Annotated in this window: 17 protein-coding genes and 1 pseudogene; 9 read left to right on the top strand and 9 right to left on the bottom strand. The window is 42.0% G+C overall.

What is annotated here, in order from left to right:
- Positions 1 to 149 precede the first annotated feature (149 nt).
- Genes ACR65F_RS14330 through ACR65F_RS14320 form a run of 3 tightly spaced genes read right to left on the bottom strand, consistent with a single transcriptional unit; the run spans position 150 to position 2,627 of the window.
- Positions 150 to 1,097, bottom strand: a complete 948-nt coding sequence (locus tag ACR65F_RS14330; RefSeq protein ID WP_440504813.1) for a TRM11 family SAM-dependent methyltransferase — start codon at positions 1,095 to 1,097, stop codon at positions 150 to 152.
- A complete protein-coding gene (locus ACR65F_RS14325; RefSeq protein WP_440504812.1) occupies positions 1,094 to 1,672 on the bottom strand; it encodes a hypothetical protein in 579 nt (192 codons plus the stop codon). Before ACR65F_RS14325 ends, ACR65F_RS14330 begins: the two co-directional genes overlap by 4 nt.
- 52 nt (positions 1,673 to 1,724) lie before the next feature.
- Positions 1,725 to 2,627, bottom strand: a complete 903-nt coding sequence (locus ACR65F_RS14320; RefSeq protein ID WP_440504811.1) for a cation diffusion facilitator family transporter — start codon at positions 2,625 to 2,627, stop codon at positions 1,725 to 1,727.
- Positions 2,628 to 2,907: 280 nt separating this feature from the next.
- Between ACR65F_RS14320 and argH the strand changes: the two genes are divergently transcribed.
- A complete protein-coding gene (gene argH, locus ACR65F_RS14315; RefSeq protein ID WP_440504810.1) occupies positions 2,908 to 4,233 on the top strand; it encodes an argininosuccinate lyase in 1,326 nt (441 codons plus the stop codon).
- Positions 4,234 to 4,510: 277 nt separating this feature from the next.
- On the opposite strand, the gene fabI is transcribed toward argH, so the two are convergent.
- Positions 4,511 to 5,290, bottom strand: a complete 780-nt coding sequence (gene fabI / locus ACR65F_RS14310) for an enoyl-ACP reductase FabI (RefSeq protein WP_440504809.1) — start codon at positions 5,288 to 5,290, stop codon at positions 4,511 to 4,513.
- Positions 5,291 to 5,462: 172 nt separating this feature from the next.
- Between fabI and ACR65F_RS14305 the strand changes: the two genes are divergently transcribed.
- Together ACR65F_RS14305 and ACR65F_RS14300 are read left to right on the top strand one after the other, a co-directional pair.
- Positions 5,463 to 5,870: a YugN family protein gene (locus ACR65F_RS14305; protein ID WP_039041604.1), complete on the top strand. Its 408-nt coding sequence runs from the start codon at positions 5,463 to 5,465 to the stop codon at positions 5,868 to 5,870.
- Between the two features lie 89 nt (positions 5,871 to 5,959).
- On the top strand, positions 5,960 to 7,513 hold the full coding sequence (locus ACR65F_RS14300; RefSeq protein WP_440504808.1) for an NlpC/P60 family protein: 1,554 nt from the start codon (positions 5,960 to 5,962) through the stop codon (positions 7,511 to 7,513).
- 50 nt (positions 7,514 to 7,563) lie between these two features.
- On the opposite strand, the gene ACR65F_RS14295 is transcribed toward ACR65F_RS14300, so the two are convergent.
- Positions 7,564 to 7,974, bottom strand: a complete 411-nt coding sequence (locus tag ACR65F_RS14295; protein WP_052245714.1) for a hypothetical protein — start codon at positions 7,972 to 7,974, stop codon at positions 7,564 to 7,566.
- A gap of 203 nt (positions 7,975 to 8,177) precedes the next feature.
- On the opposite strand from ACR65F_RS14295, the gene brnQ reads away from it, so the two are divergent.
- Together brnQ and ACR65F_RS14285 are read left to right on the top strand one after the other, a co-directional pair.
- Positions 8,178 to 9,485, top strand: coding sequence for a branched-chain amino acid transport system II carrier protein (gene brnQ, locus ACR65F_RS14290; RefSeq protein WP_440504807.1), 1,308 nt, complete (start codon positions 8,178 to 8,180; stop codon positions 9,483 to 9,485).
- An 80-nt stretch (positions 9,486 to 9,565) separates the two neighbouring features.
- Positions 9,566 to 9,979: a pyridoxamine 5'-phosphate oxidase family protein gene (locus ACR65F_RS14285; RefSeq protein ID WP_440504806.1), complete on the top strand. Its 414-nt coding sequence runs from the start codon at positions 9,566 to 9,568 to the stop codon at positions 9,977 to 9,979.
- A gap of 34 nt (positions 9,980 to 10,013) precedes the next feature.
- Here ACR65F_RS14285 and ACR65F_RS14280 read toward each other — a convergent pair whose 3' ends face one another.
- Positions 10,014 to 11,291 carry a GTPase gene (locus tag ACR65F_RS14280; RefSeq protein ID WP_039041600.1) on the bottom strand — a complete coding sequence of 426 codons (1,278 nt, stop codon included), beginning with the start codon at positions 11,289 to 11,291 and terminating at the stop codon, positions 10,014 to 10,016.
- Positions 11,292 to 11,455: 164 nt separating this feature from the next.
- Between ACR65F_RS14280 and ACR65F_RS14275 the strand changes: the two genes are divergently transcribed.
- Positions 11,456 to 12,742: a purine/pyrimidine permease gene (locus ACR65F_RS14275; protein WP_039041599.1), complete on the top strand. Its 1,287-nt coding sequence runs from the start codon at positions 11,456 to 11,458 to the stop codon at positions 12,740 to 12,742.
- A gap of 84 nt (positions 12,743 to 12,826) precedes the next feature.
- Positions 12,827 to 14,020, top strand: coding sequence for an NAD(P)/FAD-dependent oxidoreductase (locus tag ACR65F_RS14270; RefSeq protein WP_440504805.1), 1,194 nt, complete (start codon positions 12,827 to 12,829; stop codon positions 14,018 to 14,020).
- A 55-nt stretch (positions 14,021 to 14,075) separates the two neighbouring features.
- On the opposite strand, the gene ypfJ is transcribed toward ACR65F_RS14270, so the two are convergent.
- Positions 14,076 to 14,918 carry a KPN_02809 family neutral zinc metallopeptidase gene (ypfJ, locus tag ACR65F_RS14265; protein ID WP_440504804.1) on the bottom strand — a complete coding sequence of 281 codons (843 nt, stop codon included), beginning with the start codon at positions 14,916 to 14,918 and terminating at the stop codon, positions 14,076 to 14,078.
- A 104-nt stretch (positions 14,919 to 15,022) separates the two neighbouring features.
- On the bottom strand, positions 15,023 to 15,517 hold the full coding sequence (locus ACR65F_RS14260; RefSeq protein WP_440504803.1) for a TspO/MBR family protein: 495 nt from the start codon (positions 15,515 to 15,517) through the stop codon (positions 15,023 to 15,025).
- A 130-nt stretch (positions 15,518 to 15,647) separates the two neighbouring features.
- Between ACR65F_RS14260 and ACR65F_RS14255 the strand changes: the two genes are divergently transcribed.
- Together ACR65F_RS14255 and cyoE are read left to right on the top strand one after the other, a co-directional pair.
- A complete protein-coding gene (locus ACR65F_RS14255) occupies positions 15,648 to 16,274 on the top strand; it encodes an SIMPL domain-containing protein (RefSeq protein WP_440504802.1) in 627 nt (208 codons plus the stop codon).
- Positions 16,275 to 16,442: 168 nt separating this feature from the next.
- Positions 16,443 to 17,357: a heme o synthase gene (gene cyoE, locus ACR65F_RS14250; RefSeq protein ID WP_052245713.1), complete on the top strand. Its 915-nt coding sequence runs from the start codon at positions 16,443 to 16,445 to the stop codon at positions 17,355 to 17,357.
- 452 nt (positions 17,358 to 17,809) lie between these two features.
- Here cyoE and ACR65F_RS14245 read toward each other — a convergent pair.
- Positions 17,810 to 17,955, bottom strand: a pseudogene (locus ACR65F_RS14245) (transposase); the annotation flags it as partial.
- Positions 17,956 to 18,074 lie beyond the last annotated feature (119 nt).

Genomic DNA, 18,074 nt, shown 5'->3' with positions numbered 1-18,074 from the left:
TCATAAAGGTACCTGTGAAAGATGAGAAGGGTCCGTTTGTTAGGGCCCACATATCATTCTTACACAGTGTTCTGCTCGATCTGAAAACGACAAAACGAGCCGACCTAAATACCTAGGTAGGCTCGTTTTGCTGTTGAATCTAATCTATTTTACCGACACACAACAACTTCCCGTTCAAAGTGTGCTTTTTTAGCAATACAACGATCTAATATTTCAAAACCTGCGTCTATCAGTAAATCATCCATCGATTCTATCGTGACGATGACGAGTTTGTCTGTCAGTGTGCGGGCTGCCTGTAAAATCGAGGCTTGCTGGTCTCGAGTGACGTGTGTATATAAGTTATACGGCATATCGATGATTGCGGCATCATAATGGCCGGGGGCTTCTTCAATTGGTCCAGGCGTCACATCACCTGTTAATCCGAAGTGCGCGATGTTTTTTCGTGAACCAAGCACTGCAAGTGGGTTGATGTCACGGCCGTCCATGTCAATTCCCATTGATAACGCTTCAACTAGTACGTTACCGATACCGCAACATGGGTCAATCGCTTTCACGCCTTCTGGATTTGGTACTGCGATATTCGAAACCGCGCGTGCGACACGTGTGCTAAGTGCAGTGGAATACATTTCAGGCTTTTTAACGTGCTCTCTCCATACTGATACACTCTCAGTCAAATAGCCAAACAGGTACTGCTGGCCAATCTGAACAACACCGTACAAAATATCGGGTTGAAACAAGTCGGCTTCTCCCTGCATGGCCATTCCAATTGAACGTTCAACTTTTCGCCGATCGGGATGAGCAATTTTAGCAGTTTCACCTAGTGCTATTGTATTGAGGCAACGAATAAGAAAACGTTGTCCGTCATCTGTAAGTGTAGAGACATAGTCTGCAACTTCCTGAATGGAATTGCACGTAATTAGCACATCCAGCCGCTCTTTCATGAAAGGGCTTCGGCTTGGATCGATGCAGGTTTCACTGAAGATGAAGTTCTCGTGCGTATCTTTATTGAAAAATGCGCGCATTTCAAGTCGACACAACTCTATTTCATCGGTGTGTCGGCTATACGTGTATAGATGATTGACTGCTGCCTTATTCACGCTTCATCCTCTAATGCGACAAGCATTTTAAAGACAAATTCGTATACGAGTTTTAGCGTTTCATCGAATGTGTTTGTAACAGAAAAACCATCGACATAATCTAGTGCGATATTTACGTCCCACAATCCATCATCAGCTGAGAACATTAAACTGCGTGTACCTGGTGCAGTTCCCAGTTGTGCATCGATATATTTCTTAATCCATTCACCATGCTTTTTCTGAACCTGGAGTCCGAATAACGCAGTGACGGTTTCGAAGACATCATCCATTTCAAGAACAACTCCATCGATACCAATTGTCGCAAATGATGGGTCTTCGGCAAATAGATAAGCAGTAGGTTGAGTCTTCACTAATGATACAGCGAGATTGCCTGTATTTGCAGGTGTTTCTAGTGGCTCATCTGTTTCTTTGTTCGATAGACTATACATCGGTGAGAAGGCGGGAGCTTCAATTACTTTCATATCTGGTGAAAGCAACTCTTTCTTCTCTAGAAATTCCTTTTGCTGTGGATTTAACGGAAGTCCTTCTTGTGACTCATGTTCTGCGATATAATTTTTCATCCATTTAGTAATCATTCAATCCAACTCCTTCAATACCCTTCAGTATACCTTATATGAACACCCACAGTCACTCGATCTCTTCGTACCATGGATTAACATGGATTAAGACTTCACCGACATCGGGATTTGCGTCCTTGATAGCATTCCTGAGAGCACTTGTCACATCGTGTCCTTGTTGAATCGTGAGCTCGGCTGGAATACTTATACGAATATCTACGAGTACATAATGTCCATGCTCACGCGCCCTAAGACGGTCAACCCGTTTTACTTGGGGGAATTCTTCTATTAACTGTTTAAACAACATCAGCCGTTCTTCACTCACGGTTTTTTCCATTAAAATATCGAGCGCTTCTTTGCCAATATGGATTGCGAGTCGTAGCACCAGAATGGCAACAATTAGTCCAGCAAGTGGATCTCCATAGGACAGAACAGGAATGTCAAAATGGTAACCGATTAGTCCAAGCCCAATTCCGACGACAGCTGCTAGAGAAGCATACACATCCGCAAGGTGATCGTATGCTGTAGCAATGAGGCCTTTACTGTTTTCTTGTTTTCCGATTCGCATCGTGTAGAAATAGAGTGCCTGCTTCCAAAGCATAGAAACGATTGCCGTGATCAATGCAAGAACACTCGCTTTAGCAGGCTCTTCGAAAAATGCGAAGATAGCTTCTATAGCGATGTAAATGGCAGCTGCTCCTAAAATGAGCCCGACGAGAGCGGAACTGATAACTTCTGCTTTTCCGTGCCCATATGGATGATCTTCATCTGGCGGACGTTTGGAAAAGCGCATCGAGGTTAACGCTGCCGCAGAAGCTACCACATCGCCAGCGTTGTGAAAGCCATCTGCTAACAAAACTGGACTATGAAATAGATAGCCTACAATGATTTTTATGATGGTAAGGAAGATGTTGCTAATTAGACTAACCCAGATTGCAATTAGGGAAGATAATGAGTGTGTCGTGTTCGTCATAATCAGATAACCTCCAATTTATAAAGTTGCAGAGGGGAAACAAAAACCCCTGACGTATTTTGGTCAGGGGTTTGGATAGAAAATTTATAGGATTGGTCATTAATCAGCATAGTATACATAGATATCACTCGCTTCACATTAGTTGCGTACCAATAAGTATACCTCTTTGACAAACACAATACAAGCTGAGAAGCTGGGTAGAGAAGATTGCAAAAAGGATAGTTATGAATTATAATTCATCTATTATAATAATTATACATACTGATGGAGGCTGAGCTACATGAAACTTTGGGGTGGAAGATTTTCTTCTAAAGAACACGAGCGCATGGAACAATTTAATACGTCTTTGCCTGTAGACAACCGTTTAATTGAACAGGATATCGCTGGGAGTCTTGCACATGTGGCTATGCTGGTCCACTGTGATTTGTTGACACCTGAAGAGGGAGAACTGCTCCTCAATGGATTGGAAGAGATTCAAAATGATATTTCTTCTGGAAAGTTATTAGTAGAAGGGGATTATGAAGATGTGCATTCGTTCGTCGAAGTCCAACTGACTGAGCGAATCGGAGAAACAGGGAAAAAACTGCATACCGCACGTAGCCGAAATGACCAAGTCGCAGTCGATATGAGACTGTATGCAAAAGCTAAAGCGAAGGAAGTATCAGATTTGCTGCAAAACCTGATGGATTCCTTAACTGCAAAAGGACAAGCAAATGATGTCATTATGCCTGGATATACACATCTCCAACGAGCACAAGTCATCACGTTCAGCCATCACGTTGGTGCATATGTCCAAATGTTTTCGCGTGATAAGAAACGAATTGAAAACGCTGCGGAACTTATGGATGAAAACCCATTAGGTTGTGGTGCTTTGGCAGGAACCACACATGAAATTGACCGTGATGTAACAACAGCACTCCTTCACTTTGCAAAGCCGGTAGATAATTATATCGACGGCGTCAGTGACAGAGACTATCTTTTAGAACTTATGTCCGATTTCTCTATCATTATGATGCACTTAAGCCGCTTAAGTGAAGAGCTTATTCTTTGGAGCAGCCAAGAATTCAAGTTCGTCACGATGTCGGATGCATTTTCAACAGGCAGCAGCATTATGCCACAGAAAAAGAATCCGGATGCTGCCGAACTGATCCGAGGAAAAACGGGTCGCGTCTACGGCTCGCTATTCGCGTTATTAACAACACTTAAAGGATTGCCACTCGCGTACAATAAAGACATGCAAGAAGACAAAGAACAATTCTTCGATGCAGTGGATACCGTCATCGATTGCATCGACATCATGTCCAGCATGATTGATACAATGCAAGTCAACGCCGACCAAATGCGTAACGCCGTCAAAGCCGGATTCCTGAACGCAACAGAAGTCGCCGACTACCTCGTCAGCAAAGGCACACCATTCCGAGACGCCCACAGCATCGTCGGTCGCCTCATCATCTATTGCGAACAAGAGAAAAAAGGCATTGAAGAACTTACAATCGCCGAACTCAAAAACTTCAGTAACTCCATAGAAGAAGACGTATTCGCCTACATCGACTACGACGAAATCCTAAACAAAGGCACAAAGAAATTTATGAAAGTGGGTCAATGAGTTTATCTTCATGCCCTCTTTGAAGTGATAATGAACTAGATGATTTCTCTAACACTTCGTTGATTGGAGTGAAAGGTGGCGACTCCTAGGGGATAAGCGAAGGTTGAAGACCCCGCAGAAGCGAAGCGCCGAGGAGGCTGAAATCAAGCCCCCTGGAAAGCGTCCACCTGTAACGGAAATCAACACCGTCTAATTTTACTCTTTTCAAGAAAAAGGCTGTCCAGAAATCAGTAACACTGACCTCTGCACAGCCTTTTAAAATCTTTAAATTAACCAATTACCCCATAATGTGATAACCAGCATCCACATAAACCACTTCGCCAGTTACACCACTAGACAAATCACTCAACATCACCATGCTCATCTTCGCCACTTCTTCCAACGTAATGTTTCTACGTAACGGCGCCTTTTCTTCAATCTCATGAAGAATCGTGTTAAACGAAGGAACCCCTTTCGCAGACAACGTACGAACCGCTCCAGCCGACACCGCATTCACACGAATGTTCTCTTTCCCAAGATCGTGTGCTAAATAACGCATAGACGCCTCAAGCGCTGCTTTAGCAACACCCATCACATTATAGCCATCCAAAACTCGTTCAGCTCCAAGATAGCTCATGGTAATAATTGAACCGCCTTCGGTCATATAACGACGCGCTTCACGAGCAGTGGCAACAAGTGAATACGAACTCGTATCTTGTGCAAACGCATAGCCGTCACGTGAAGTTTCCACAAAATCATTATGCAGATCTTCCGCGTGTGCAAACGCGACAGAGTGAACCACACCGTGAATTACACCAACTTCAGTACCAATCTTTTCAAACGCAGCACGAATGCTTTCATCCTCGTTCACATCACATTCTGCAACCAAACGAGCCGTCAATTCATTCTTCTCAAGTGCCTTTTCAAGCTTAGCAAGAGAACGCTCTTTACGATAAGTGAAAATGACATTTGCACCTACTTCAAAAAGTGTTTTCGCGATTCCCCAAGCAAGACTTCTCTCGTTCGCAACACCCATAACAACAATATTTTTCCCTTTAAGTTTCAATAAATCTTCCATGATTCAGTGGCCCCCTTGAAATCGTTCTATTATATTTTTTAGTTAGCAGTCAGTATCAATACCTGGTCACAAAATAATTATAGCACAGTTTCTTTTTACAGTTCCATCGTGAGTATGAAACGAATTTAGAAGGTGACACTAAGAGTAACTTGCGAAAAAAGGAGTGCTCATTATGATACGTTTAAAGACAGGGCTTGAAGGTAGAAAGACACAATTTGGTGTCATGCAAAATCGACTCGAAGAATCTGGCTATCATCTCGGAGGGAACTGGGACTACCACACCGGATATTTTGACAGGATTTTGAACCGGGAAGAAGGGGAGACTATTTATATCCGTGCACCATTTGATGTCATTGCAGGCATGTTGGACCAAGACAATGCGTCCATTCAGTTTAAAACGCCTTATATCATTAAGCATGTCATCAATGTTGGATTTGACTCGGAAGAAAATTCACTTTTGACATCGACATTCAACCAATTCCAGGAACCTCTCGATAAGGACGGAAGAATTCCAGATAAATCAAAATGGCAAGAAATCGGAGTAAGAGAAGTGGGTCGTCTCCTTGCGATTTTAGAATGAAAATGAAATGATTATTTTCTGAAAAATGTCTATACAGAAGCCTCTGGTTCGTGTACGGTATAGGTATAAAACCTATCAGGAGGCTTCTAATGATCAAGAAAATCCTATTCCCATTTCTTATCGTTGCGCTCATGTTTTCAATTGCCAATCCAGCATCGGCAGGGAAGGTGTTCAGTGACGTCGGTGACCAATATGCAGCAAAAGCTGAACTTGAATTTCTAGCTGAACAAGGCATTGTCACTTCAGGTCCTTCAGTTGCTTATGGCATCAACCAATCCATTACAAGATTAGAAGCTTCTGCAATGCTTGTTCGAGCACTCAAACTCGACACAACAAATCGTCCTGACCCACAGGTAATAGATGTGAAAAAAGGATCTGCTGGTTATGACATCATTGCAACCGTTGTAGACGAAAACATTATGGTTGGGAATTTGAAAAAGGAATTCAATCCAAATGCTTTGTTAACACGTGCTGAAATGGCAGCAATACTTGTGCGTGCTTTCGATCTACAACAGCCTAACAGCTCAAAAAAGTTTCAGTTTGTAGATGTGAATGTAAAAAGTTTTGCTGCACCATCAATCAGTATTCTATTTGCCAACAACATCACATTCGGTTATCCGGATCATACGTTCAAACCTACGATGACATTAACACGTGCCCATTTCGGAATTTTCCTTGCGCGAATATTGAATCCGGAATTTCAAGAAGCATTAACGTGTTTGAACCCCGCGGCGAAAAAGACGTATCATGTAAATGTGGCGGTTACGACTCTATGGAAAGCACCTAATGCAGCTAGACTCATTGACAGACCAGCTGTTTCTGCACCAACGGATATTCGAAAATGGACGAAAACGATGAATATCCCACAGAAACAATGGTTAGTCGGTAAAACAGAAACACAAGCGCTCTACGGACAAGAGGTAGTTGTACTTAAGACTTCAGGGAAATGGATGCAAATAGCTGTAAAAGATCAGTTTTCTCCTAAAAACAAAGCCGGCTATCCAGGTTGGGTTCCTGTGTCTCACATTAAAGAGTCATATGCGGATTATGGACAGTGTGCAACTGCTATGGTGAAAGCGCCAATTGCAAACTTATATCACGATGAAACCACTGCTAGACCGTTCATGGAAATTAGTTTCAACACGATTCTTCCAGTTCTCGAAGAAAAAGGGGATTGGGTAAAAGTTCAGACGGCAACAGATGGGGCCAAATATGTACGTAAACAAGATGTAAATGTGCTTCAAAAAGGTAGTAAACTTCCTGCACCAACATCGCAGGACATAATAACAACTGCGAAAAAGTTTAACGGACTACCATACTTATGGGCTGGTACTTCAGGGTTTGGTCTGGATTGCTCAGGGTTCACGTACTCAGTCTATAGACAGCATGGCATCGATATTCCTAGGGATGCGAGTGTTCAAGCTACACATGGAACAGCTGTAAAGAAGAGTCAACTTCAACCAGGTGACCTATTGTTCTTTGCTTACAATAAAGGTAAAGGGTCCGTACATCATGTCGGAATGTATATCGGAAATGGTAAAATGATTCATTCCCCAAATCCGAAGAAAACAGTCGAAATCATATCGATAGATGCAGAGCCATATCGCACCGAATTCTCAGGAGCTCGACGGTATTTGAAATAAGATGCTAAAAAGCCCATTCGCTATTAAGAGCGAATGGGCTTTCCTATGTGTTATTTAAGGATGTCATTATATAACAAACCGTCGTCGTCTAAAGAAATCACTTTCAAACGATTTTCTTTTTTGACATAGACACTTTTTACCTTTTTTTTGCCGCTTTCATCTTCAAAGAGAATCACGCGAGTTCCTGGGTTATCGGACTCCACTATTCCTTTGAGATCATTCACATCCGCAACTTCTGCAATCTTGCTGTACTCTTCGTAGGTTGTAAGCTCACTATTCTTTGCATCTGTTTCAGAAGCTTGTTCTTCCGCGGCGTTATTGTCTTCTGGGGCAGTGTTGACTGAGTTCTCTTCCAACGAATTTGTGTTTTCGTCAGGTGCATCAGGCTCTTGTGCAGGCTCATTACTCGTACAACCCGCTAGCATGATGGTCAACGCCCCTACAAGTAGTAATTTTTTCATTTTAAATGACCTCCGTAATAGTATTACCAATAAAGCATTTTAACGAGCCGGGTTCTAGAAGGCAACTAATTGGTTCCATTTTACCTATATCCAATAAGATTTCGACAAAATCCTTTATAATTCGCTGAATGTTTGTTACGCTCTAATTGAGAATAGATCGGCGAATCCATTTATGTAAAGTTCCTTGAGGAGTTGTGACAGTATTGACGTTTAAAAAGAATTTCATAATCGGTCTCATGCTATTTGCTTTGTTCCTGGGCGCTGGAAATATTATTTTCCCCCCAAAACTAGGTCAATTAGCAGGAAGCGATTTGGCGCTAGCAATGTTTGGTTTTTTAATTACAGGCGTTGGCCTACCGCTTTTAGCGATTTTGGCAATAGCACACGCAGGTGGTGATTTACGCTCAATCGCAGATCGTGTTCATCCCACTTTTGGTTTAATATTCACTATGATTGTGTATTTGGCAATAGGTCCTTTTTTTGGAATTCCAAGGACGGCTACCGTTTCGTACGAAATTGGTATCTCACCATTTTTGTCTGGTGAAGTAGCTACTGCACAATGGCCACTCCTTGTATTTAGTATTCTGTTTTTTGCGATTACTATAGGTCTGGCATTAAACCCTGCAAAACTTGTAGACCGTATTGGTAAGTATTTAACACCAATTTTGTTCTTGGTAATTGCACTTCTTGCTATCAAGAGCTTTGTAGATCCAATTGGTGCTATTAATCGTCCAGATGAAACGTTTGGCACACATCCTTTCTTCAAAAGCTTTGTTGAAGGATATTTAACGATGGATGTCATCGCGGCGCTTATTTTTGGTAGTGTCATTACGGCGGCCATTCATGCTGAAGGTGTAAAAACCTCTAAAGGCCTTATGAAGTCCATGATTGTAGCTGGAAGTGTCGCTGCAATTGGCTTAAGCTTTGTATACATATCTTTAGGATTCATCGGGGCAACAAGCCTCGAAGCAATCGGGCTTCAAGAAAACGGAGGTATCGTTTTATCACTTGCATCTGAATTGCTGTATGGTTCATTTGGTCCTGTTATCTTAGCCATTACAATACTTTTCGCTTGTTTGACCACTTCCGTGGGTCTCGTTTCTGCTTGTGCTCAATTTTTCTCACAAGTAGTGCCGGCTCTATCGTATAAAACATTTGTCGTGATTTTTGCAGTGTTTAGTGCCGTGGTTGCAAACGTAGGGCTGACTCAATTAATTTCACTTTCTATCCCTGTTCTGTTGATGATCTATCCACTCGCTATTGTTTTAATGTTGTTATCCTTTGTAGACAATGCTTTTGGCAGAAGACCAATTGTTTACGTGCTTGCCTTATTTGGTACGGCACTGGTTAGTATTTTTGATGGTCTTGCCGGTGGCGGAATCGTGGTTGAGCCAGTTGTGGACATTCTTCAGCATTTACCGCTGTATGAGCAACAGATTGGCTGGCTTTTACCAGCAATTATTGGCGCTGGGATCGGTTATGTCATCACTCTTGCTACGCCTTCTAAATGATGACAATACTACTGCTCCATGTTTAGTTTTGGTCGATTGAAGGAAGACTAAAGTTAACTGAACAAAAAGGAGAGGGTATCATGAATGCAAAAGAAACTGCACAAAACATTTTGAACAACAGCCATATCGGAACAATGTCAACTGTAGAGGCGAACAAGCCTTTTAGCAGATATATGACGTTTTATCATGAGGACTTCAGCCTTTATACAGCGACATCTAAAAAAACTGAAAAAGTGGATGAGCTCGAGAAGAATCCAAACACATATATCTTACTTGGGTACAATGACGAAGGATATGGGGATGCTTTTTTAGAAATAGCAGGGACTGTCACGATTTCTGAAGAAGAGCGATTAAAGGAAAAGGTTTGGAATGAACACATGAAACCTTGGTTCACTGGACCAGAAGATCCGGACTTAGTCATTTTAAAAGTAGTACCGGATTCCATTCGGGTGATGAACAAAAAAGGTGAAGAACCTCAAACAATCACGTTTTAACAAACAAAAGGATGAGCATTGTGCTCATCCTTTTTTACATATCTCCTTCATATTCATGACGTGCATCTTTCACGATGGCCTTTAACTCTTTTTCATCAGCTCCACGCAAAAAGTAAGCAACAGCGGCTTTTCCGATCGCATACGTACCTCCGCTTGCGATACTTGCACTAATTGCAGAACCGGCACCAGGAATGACGAGATTCGCAAATTTACTCCCTTGTTGGGCAATCATGCGCAATGTAAAACCGGTTGCGCCAATACCACCTAGAGATACGAGAACTTCGCGCGCAGTTTTAAAGTCAAGTTCACGACCAGACAAATAGGCTATAATCATGAGCAATATCGATTGTAATGCAAGCAAAACAGCGATGTCCGTCGCAATTAGCGGACTCAGTGCGACCGTTCCAGCTAACGCAGTGAAGACTTTTATGAAACGCAATGCAATTCGTTCAGAAATGGTGTTCAGTCGAATCGATAACCCCAGATGTATGGCTGCCCGGATGTCCAGGCTGTCTTCTAAAAAATCGATCAGTTCCTCGATTCCATAACGTCCATCAAATTCGATTGAGCGATTGTCATCCTCTACATCAGACCATTCAATGTAGGATGAAACGGGTAGAAACGCGGAAGCTGCCAGATCATTCTGTTCAAAAATCCGTTTTAGCTGCTCGGTTTTTTCGGTTATCAATTGAGTTTTTGCTGCAGGATAGTTTTCAGGTTCTTTCACACGAGAGGGATTCAAGTCATCTACTTGTGTAATGACTGCAATCAGTGGAAGTCCTTCGGCTGCTTTTTTCATGATTTTTTTCGTCACAGCAACATCTTTATCGATATGAGCCCGTTCCGTCGCTTTTTGTAAAAATAGGACGGCATCCGGCTCGAATGATTGTATGACGTCTTTTAATGTATCCTCAGCTTTTGTATCGAATGATTCTGATTCTCCAATACCGCGAGTGTCAATCACTTCAAAGTAAACATGCCCATCTGCCTCATAGGCATAGCGCTTTGCTTCCTTCGTGCCAATCTCCACTTCACTCACTTCAGCTAGATAACGACCACTCAGCGCGTTAATAAGACTGCTTTTTCCGACGCCTGTCCTACCGACTAATACAAAACGAGGGGGGCGTGGATTTTTTAGACCTTCCAACAGGTTTTGTAGTTCATCGTCATTCATCATAATTTCCATCATTTTTTTTCGTTGTTTTTCGGAAATTAAATTACCTGGAAGTTTGGTGAATAGCTCTTCAATATAATTGGACAAATTACCAATGTGTTGAAGTCGCTGACGCATTTCGTCAAATTGGGATTCCATGAGCAAACATCCTCTCGATCATTCTATACTTATTTTGTACCCACAACCGCTTCATTTCAAGCAGTAACTACCTATACATATCTAAAGTGTACCTAACGAAAGGGCAAATTGCATGGTATACTGAGAAACGAAAAATTTGAGCGGATTTATTGGAGGAATTGCATATGAAACAACTTGCAGGAGGCATACAATGGGCAGTATTTTTAATGGCTTCTTCAATCGCTGCACCGATTGCAATTGCCCACGTATTTGGAATGGATTCAGGGGATACCGCCCTGTTTTTACAACGGACTATTTTTGTATTAGGAGTTGCATGTCTATTACAAGCATTGATCGGCCATAAATTGCCGATTAATGAAGGACCAGCTGGTTTGTGGTGGGGAATCTTTGTTGTATACGCCGGTATGGTTGGTGTATTTTACAGCACTCCCGATGATGCATTGCAGGCACTCCAAAGTGGCATGCTGTACAGTGGGGTATTGTTTATCATCCTCGCAGCAACAGGCGTCATCACAAAGATGAAGAAACTATTCACACCTGCTATCACGTTTACGTATTTGATGTTGCTAATAATGCAATTGAGTGGAACGTTTATAAAAGGCATGGTAGGTGTGGAAACTCCAGAAGATGTGATTGATTTGCGTGTTGTCTTAGGTAGTTTACTTGTGCTGATCATCACGTTCGTTGCGATGGGCAACAAAAGAGAACGGGTATCCAAATATGCTGTGTTGCTTTCTATTGTTGTTGGTTGGGTGATTTTTGCAGTTCTTGGTCGTGCTCCTAGCGTTGGAATCGTCTCCGACCATATCATTGAACTGCCAAAAATGTTTGTCTACGGACCACCTGTTTGGGATGGTGGTGTTGCAGTCACAGCTGTTTTCATAACACTGTTGTTAATCGCAAATATGCTAGCTTCCATTCGTGTCATGGAAAATTTGCTTAAACAAAAGTTTTCCATGCAAGTAGAAGATCGTGTTCGTCAAGGCTCTTTTGTTTCAGGTATTAACCATCTACTTTCAGGTGTTTTTTCTGCAATTGGTCCAGTACCAATTTCGGGTGCTGCAGGATTTGTTGGAACAACGGGAATGGCATCCATTTTGCCATTCATCGTAGGGAGCGCCTTAATTGTTGCAATTACGTTCTTCCCAGCTATAATGGCAGTATTTGCAGCGTTGCCGGCACCTGTTGCATATGCCGTGACGTTTGCTATCTTCACAAAGATGGTGTCAATGGCATTTTCAGAACTAGATGAGGATCCTGAAAAAGATCGTGCACGAAAAGCCGTAGCTATTGGACTGATGACAGGAGTAGGAATTATGTTTGTGCCTTCAACAAGTTTTGCTCAATTGCCGGCAGTTCTCGCTTCCGTATTATCAAATGGATTAATTACAGGGACGATTGTAGCGATTGTCGTGGAACAGTTGTCAATGAGACGTAGAAAGTTTCAGTAATTATTTTTATCTTTCCAGGTTTGTGATCACTCCATAAGCGGGAATAGTCGTTAGAGTTGAACGTGAAACTAGAGGGAGATACTTATGAAACTGACAACAGGACAAACATATTGGGATAAAACAGCAAAACCAACTTCGCAATTCCCTTCACTTGAAGTAAATCTCAACGCAGATATTGTGATTATAGGTGGGGGAATGTCTGGAACATTAGCTGCGTATAAGCTAGCTTCTGCAGGCAAGCAGGTGACGGTTATTGACCGTAGCGAAATTGGAAGAGGAAGTAGTTCTGCCAATACTGGACTTCTTCAGTATGCAAGTGACACGATGCTCTCTGAATTTGTAGATAGGATCGGTGAAAAAGACGCTGTATCATTTTACAAAATGTGCTTGGAATCGATGGATGAGCTAACACAGGTTGCTTCAACATTACCTGAAACCACTGGGTATCGTTTGCGCGACAGTATTTATTATGCATCAACACCTAAAGATGTAGATAAATTGAAAAGGGAGTATAGCTACTTAAAAAAATACGACTTCCCAGCAGAGTATTTAGATCATAAGAAGTTGATTGAGGAATATGGAATTGACAAACCAGCAGCATTGCGTACTTGGCACGATGCTGAAGTGAATCCTTACCAATTCATACAAGCGTTGACTGCAGAAAATTTAAAAATGGGCGTTACATATTTCGAACATACATCAGTTAATATGGATTCCTTGTCTGAAAGTGCAATCATGACGGAATCTGGTGCTAAGATTTCATTCGACTCGATTATTATCGCAACCGGGTACAGCAAGCTATACAGCGAGCTGAACGGCAAAGCGCAAATCAATCAGACATTTGCGATTGCGACAAAACCGATAGAAGGGGAATTTTGGAAAGATAGCGTGATGGTGTGGGAAACCAAAAAGCCATATCTATATTTCCGAACCGCTCCAGGTGGCAGAATGATTGCAGGAGGTTTAGACGAAGAATCGAGTGAGTTGTATGATGATCCGGAATTTATCCAACAAAAAGGTCAGGAAATTTTAGATGAAATAAAAGAAATGTTTCCACACTTAGATGTTCAAATTGATGATGCATGGAATTCGTTGTTCGGCATTTCAAAAGATGGATTACCATTCATGGGGGCTGCTCCTCATCAAGACAATGTCTATTACTTGCTTGGATTTGAAGGCAATGGGACATGTTATTCAATGGCAGGTGCTTCAATCATTAAAGATTTACTGGACGGGACTCATAATCCATATGCACACATCGTCAAACCCAGTCGATAAAAAACGTTCGAATCTGTCTCTACTTTGACAGGTTCGAACGTTTTTAGTTAGGATTTTAGAAATTCAATCCTGCAAATGTATTACCGCCTTCAATCGTACCAGTTTCAAAACCTTTATAGAACCAATCTTGACGTTGTTTGGAACTTCCATGCGTAAAGCTTTCAGGGACAACATATCCTTGGGAGCGTTTTTGGATTGTATCGTCACCGACAGCACTCGCTGCTGTCAACGCTTCTTGCAAATCACCTTTTTCTAGCAAATTCTTTTGTTTCGCGCGACCCGCCCAGACGCCAGCATAATAATCAGCCTGCAATTCAAGTCTCACTGAGTATTTGTTATAATCCTCTTTACTTAAACGATTTCGTAGAGCATCCATTTTATCACTTGTCCCAAGCTGTTTTTGAACGTGGTGTCCGACTTCATGAGCAATGACGTAAGCCATCGCAAAGTCACCGGGGGCTTGGAAATTCGATTTTAGCTCATCATAAAAACTTAAATCGATATATAACTTCTCGTCACCTGGACAGTAGAAAGGGCCAATTGCTGAACTGGCTGATCCGCAAGCGGACTGGACGCTACCTGTATACATAACCAGTGTTGGGTCTTCATAGGTCATGCCTTCTTCAGCAAATACTTCGGACCACACATCTTCCGTATCAGCAAGAACAACTGAGACGAAGTCTGCCAGCTCACGTTCATCAGCAGTTTCTTCATAAGGTTGGGTCTGAGCCGTCTCTTTACCAGAGAGAGTACCAAGCAGTTCAGACGGATCACCGCCTAGAAATAGAACAACGAGTGCAATGACAACGGTTCCTATTCCTCCACCAATGATGACTGTTCCACCTTTACCACGTCGATCTTCTACATTCGTACTTTCTCTTCGTCCGCGCCATTTCATAAGCATAACCCCTTGTATTCAATATAGAGTGCTGTAGTTCTTAAGCGTTCTATACCCATAATTGAAGGGGACTTATCCTGAAAGAAGAAAAAGCTTGTAAATCATTATCTGTTCAGTTTCCAAATTGAATAATTTAGAGCCCATGCAAACGAAACCCAGCCTATATAAGGAACGAGTAATTTCCCTGACATTTTGTCAACCTTGTTGAATTCATAAGCGGTTAACGAAATCATGGCAAACAAAGCTGTCATTTCAATAAGAGCAGTTCCACGCAAGTTCCATTTGAAGAAGAGAAAGGACCAAATATAGTTAAGACCTAATTGTAGCTCATAGGGAGTCAGCACCTTTCTTTTTTCCCTAGGATTTGAATGTTGTTCAGCGCGATATTTGGCATAGCCCATCACTCCATATAAAGTAGTCCATGCGATTGGAAATACAGAAGGGGGCGGGCTGAACGACGGTTTTTTCAGTTGAGAATACTGCTTTTGAGTATTTCGATTCGCTAGCCAACCAGCTATTGATCCTCCAATTACGGGAACTAAAATATTTCGCGCTAATTTACCCCAATCTGTGTGTGCAACAGTAGTAGTGTTTTTCAATTTTAACGACTCCTTTCAATTATTTTTCTTATTCCCTGAATCGAATCGGGAAAACGGATTTCATCAGAGTTGAATAGAATAGATGAACACAGAAAACAGGTATGCGAAGACATGGAAAGGATGAAAAGACATGAGTGAGCAACAACGTCAGACGATGGTTGTAACAGGAACTGGCAATGTAACGGGAAAACCTGATTTAGTCACGGTCCAGCTTGGAATTACAACGCATTCAGAACAATTAGCTGATGCCCAAGCCGAGAATACTAAACGATCGCAGTCAGTAATTGATCGACTTTCCACATTAGGAATACAGGACAACGAAATTCAGACCTTATCTTATACAGTATCTCCCCAATATGATTACATCGACGGTCAACAACGTTTTCGAGATTACGAAGTCCAGCATCAGCTCCGTGTGACTGTGAAAAATATTTTGACTGTTGGGGAAGTCATTGACGCTGCGGTACAGTCAGGTGCAACTGATGTGTCTTCAATTCAGTTCGGAATCGAAAATTCATCAGATCTTTATGAACAGGCATTAAGTAAAGCGGTTGGAAATGCTCAAGCACATGCTCAAGCGCTTGCACAAGCGGCTGACGTTGTACTGAATCTTGTACCTGTAACTATTCAAGAAGGTGTACAAAGTGAAGCTAGACCATTCGCAGTTCAAATGGCAAAAATGAGCGCTGCTCCTCGAATTGAACCGGGAACATTAGAAATACAAGCGAGTGTTAATGTAACGTATAGTTTTCGTTAACTAAACAAATCTGGAAGATATTGCATACCATTGAAAGATACAGGGTTATAGAGAAATGTCACATTTTCTTCAATTCATGTCTTACTGTTTCTGTCCAAAAGGTGATATAGTAGTATGAAGGAAATATTGTCTTCTAACTTCTTATCATTCTTTAAAGGATGCGACTTTATGCAAAAAACAATGGAGCGAACGCTCGAAAAAGAACAGCATGCGTCGACGCTTGCTAGTGATTTAAAATATTTATTTAAAGGCCCTGTGTTAATAGCGAATATTCTTCCTGTTTTTGCAGGATTCTGGCTTGCTATCTATTTCTATGGTGGTACATTTGCGGAATATATGTCACTTTTCTTCTTAACGATGGCAGGTAGCACGATGCTAATGGCGGGGGCACTTACGCTAAATAACTGGTACGAAGTTGACCTGGATCGGGTAATGGCACGTACACAAAAACGACCTACCGTAACCGGCAATATCTCTATGGCTACCATCCTTAAAATTGGGATTGGGTTGTCTGTATTAGGTGTAATCCTGTTATATGCTGCTGCACCAGGCGCTGCAATTTATGGGTTTATAGGCTGGTTTACGTATGTCGTCTTATATACGATGTGGTCTAAACGGAAGTACACACTCAATACAGTTATCGGGAGTGTGTCAGGCGCAGTCACTCCACTTATCGGATGGGCAGCAGTAGGACCGTCTTATCACATGGTACCGATTGTTTTGGCAATTGTGTTGTTCATTTGGCAAATGCCTCACACATTCGCAATCGCTATAAAGAAAGTGGATGAATATCGCGCTGCAGGAGTTGCGATGCTCCCGGTGGTTAAAGGAATACCTATGACCAAGCGTCAGTCTATCGTCTATACTGCATGTTTGTTGCCATTACCATTTTTCTTGGCAGCCTTCGGTACAGGATTCATGTTGTTAACGACCGCTATGAACATCGGTTTCTTCATCCTTGCTCTAGCGGGATTATTCATGAAAAATGATTACAAATGGGCACAATGGATGTTCTTATACTCCGTGAATTACATGACCATTTTCTTCATGTCCATGATCCTTATGACTACTTCAATTCTGTAATTAAACAAAGAAAAGGCAAAGTGCATATGCGCTCTGCCTTAAACTTTAGACAAAAGAGATGGGAATCGAGCTGATTTCCATCCCTTTTGTCTTTTTGCATCGTTGACTCTGAAAATGAAGGATAACAGGCCGTTGATCTCCGTTCCGGACGGGCGCTTTCCGGGGGCTTGCCCTCAGCCTCCTCGTCGCTTTGCTTCTGCGGGGTCTTCGCGCTGCGCTGATCCCCAGGAGTCGCCGTCCTGCACTTCAATCAACTGAATGTCTTATGACACATTCGCATCATACAAGCAAAGAATGCAATTGTGGGGCTTCATTTCCAGTTGGCAAGACTAACTAGATGTAACAGAAGACTTGAGAAGCCAATTTGAAATGTAAAGAGTCAGTGAACGAGTCCTTGTCGATGCCAAGGAGAAGTATGGTATGCGTTGACAATCCTAAGAGGGCTTAGGGCATTGAATGATTGACATTTTATTGAGTACAACAGGATCTATGATAGGTCTCCTTAATAGGGAATATAAATCTCCAACCAATGGATAAATGAAGGAAAATAAATTGCTGCCTCTAATTTACGGACCAGATGGTCTTGCGGAACTAACAGTTAGATTGTAAGCAGCTCCATCTGTTCCCGTTCTTTGATTTGCTTCTTCTTCATCATCATTTCCATTACCTCATTTGATAGTTGGGAGATACTGTTGATTGTAGCGGAGAGCGGCGACT

This window comes from Sporosarcina sp. SAFN-010, from assembly GCF_059415065.1.
Note: the sequence above shows the minus strand (reverse complement) of the source record. Positions and strands in the feature narration are given on the sequence as shown.

What these genes read in the sequence shown, in the direction of transcription:
- ACR65F_RS14305 (WP_039041604.1), top strand. Translation starts at nt 5,463, where the DNA reads ATGATACGTTTAAAGACAGGGCTTGAAGGTAGAAAGACACAATTTGGT.
- cyoE (WP_052245713.1), top strand. Translation starts at nt 16,443, where the DNA reads ATGCAAAAAACAATGGAGCGAACGCTCGAAAAAGAACAGCATGCGTCG.
- ypfJ (WP_440504804.1), bottom strand. Translation starts at nt 14,918, where the DNA reads ATGAAATGGCGCGGACGAAGAGAAAGTACGAATGTAGAAGATCGACGT.
- ACR65F_RS14255 (WP_440504802.1), top strand. Translation starts at nt 15,648, where the DNA reads ATGAGTGAGCAACAACGTCAGACGATGGTTGTAACAGGAACTGGCAAT.
- ACR65F_RS14300 (WP_440504808.1), top strand. Translation starts at nt 5,960, where the DNA reads ATGATCAAGAAAATCCTATTCCCATTTCTTATCGTTGCGCTCATGTTT.
- ACR65F_RS14325 (WP_440504812.1), bottom strand. Translation starts at nt 1,672, where the DNA reads ATGATTACTAAATGGATGAAAAATTATATCGCAGAACATGAGTCACAA.
- ACR65F_RS14285 (WP_440504806.1), top strand. Translation starts at nt 9,566, where the DNA reads ATGAATGCAAAAGAAACTGCACAAAACATTTTGAACAACAGCCATATC.
- ACR65F_RS14280 (WP_039041600.1), bottom strand. Translation starts at nt 11,291, where the DNA reads ATGGAATCCCAATTTGACGAAATGCGTCAGCGACTTCAACACATTGGT.
- ACR65F_RS14275 (WP_039041599.1), top strand. Translation starts at nt 11,456, where the DNA reads ATGAAACAACTTGCAGGAGGCATACAATGGGCAGTATTTTTAATGGCT.
- argH (WP_440504810.1), top strand. Translation starts at nt 2,908, where the DNA reads ATGAAACTTTGGGGTGGAAGATTTTCTTCTAAAGAACACGAGCGCATG.
- ACR65F_RS14270 (WP_440504805.1), top strand. Translation starts at nt 12,827, where the DNA reads ATGAAACTGACAACAGGACAAACATATTGGGATAAAACAGCAAAACCA.
- ACR65F_RS14295 (WP_052245714.1), bottom strand. Translation starts at nt 7,974, where the DNA reads ATGAAAAAATTACTACTTGTAGGGGCGTTGACCATCATGCTAGCGGGT.
- fabI (WP_440504809.1), bottom strand. Translation starts at nt 5,290, where the DNA reads ATGGAAGATTTATTGAAACTTAAAGGGAAAAATATTGTTGTTATGGGT.
- ACR65F_RS14320 (WP_440504811.1), bottom strand. Translation starts at nt 2,627, where the DNA reads ATGACGAACACGACACACTCATTATCTTCCCTAATTGCAATCTGGGTT.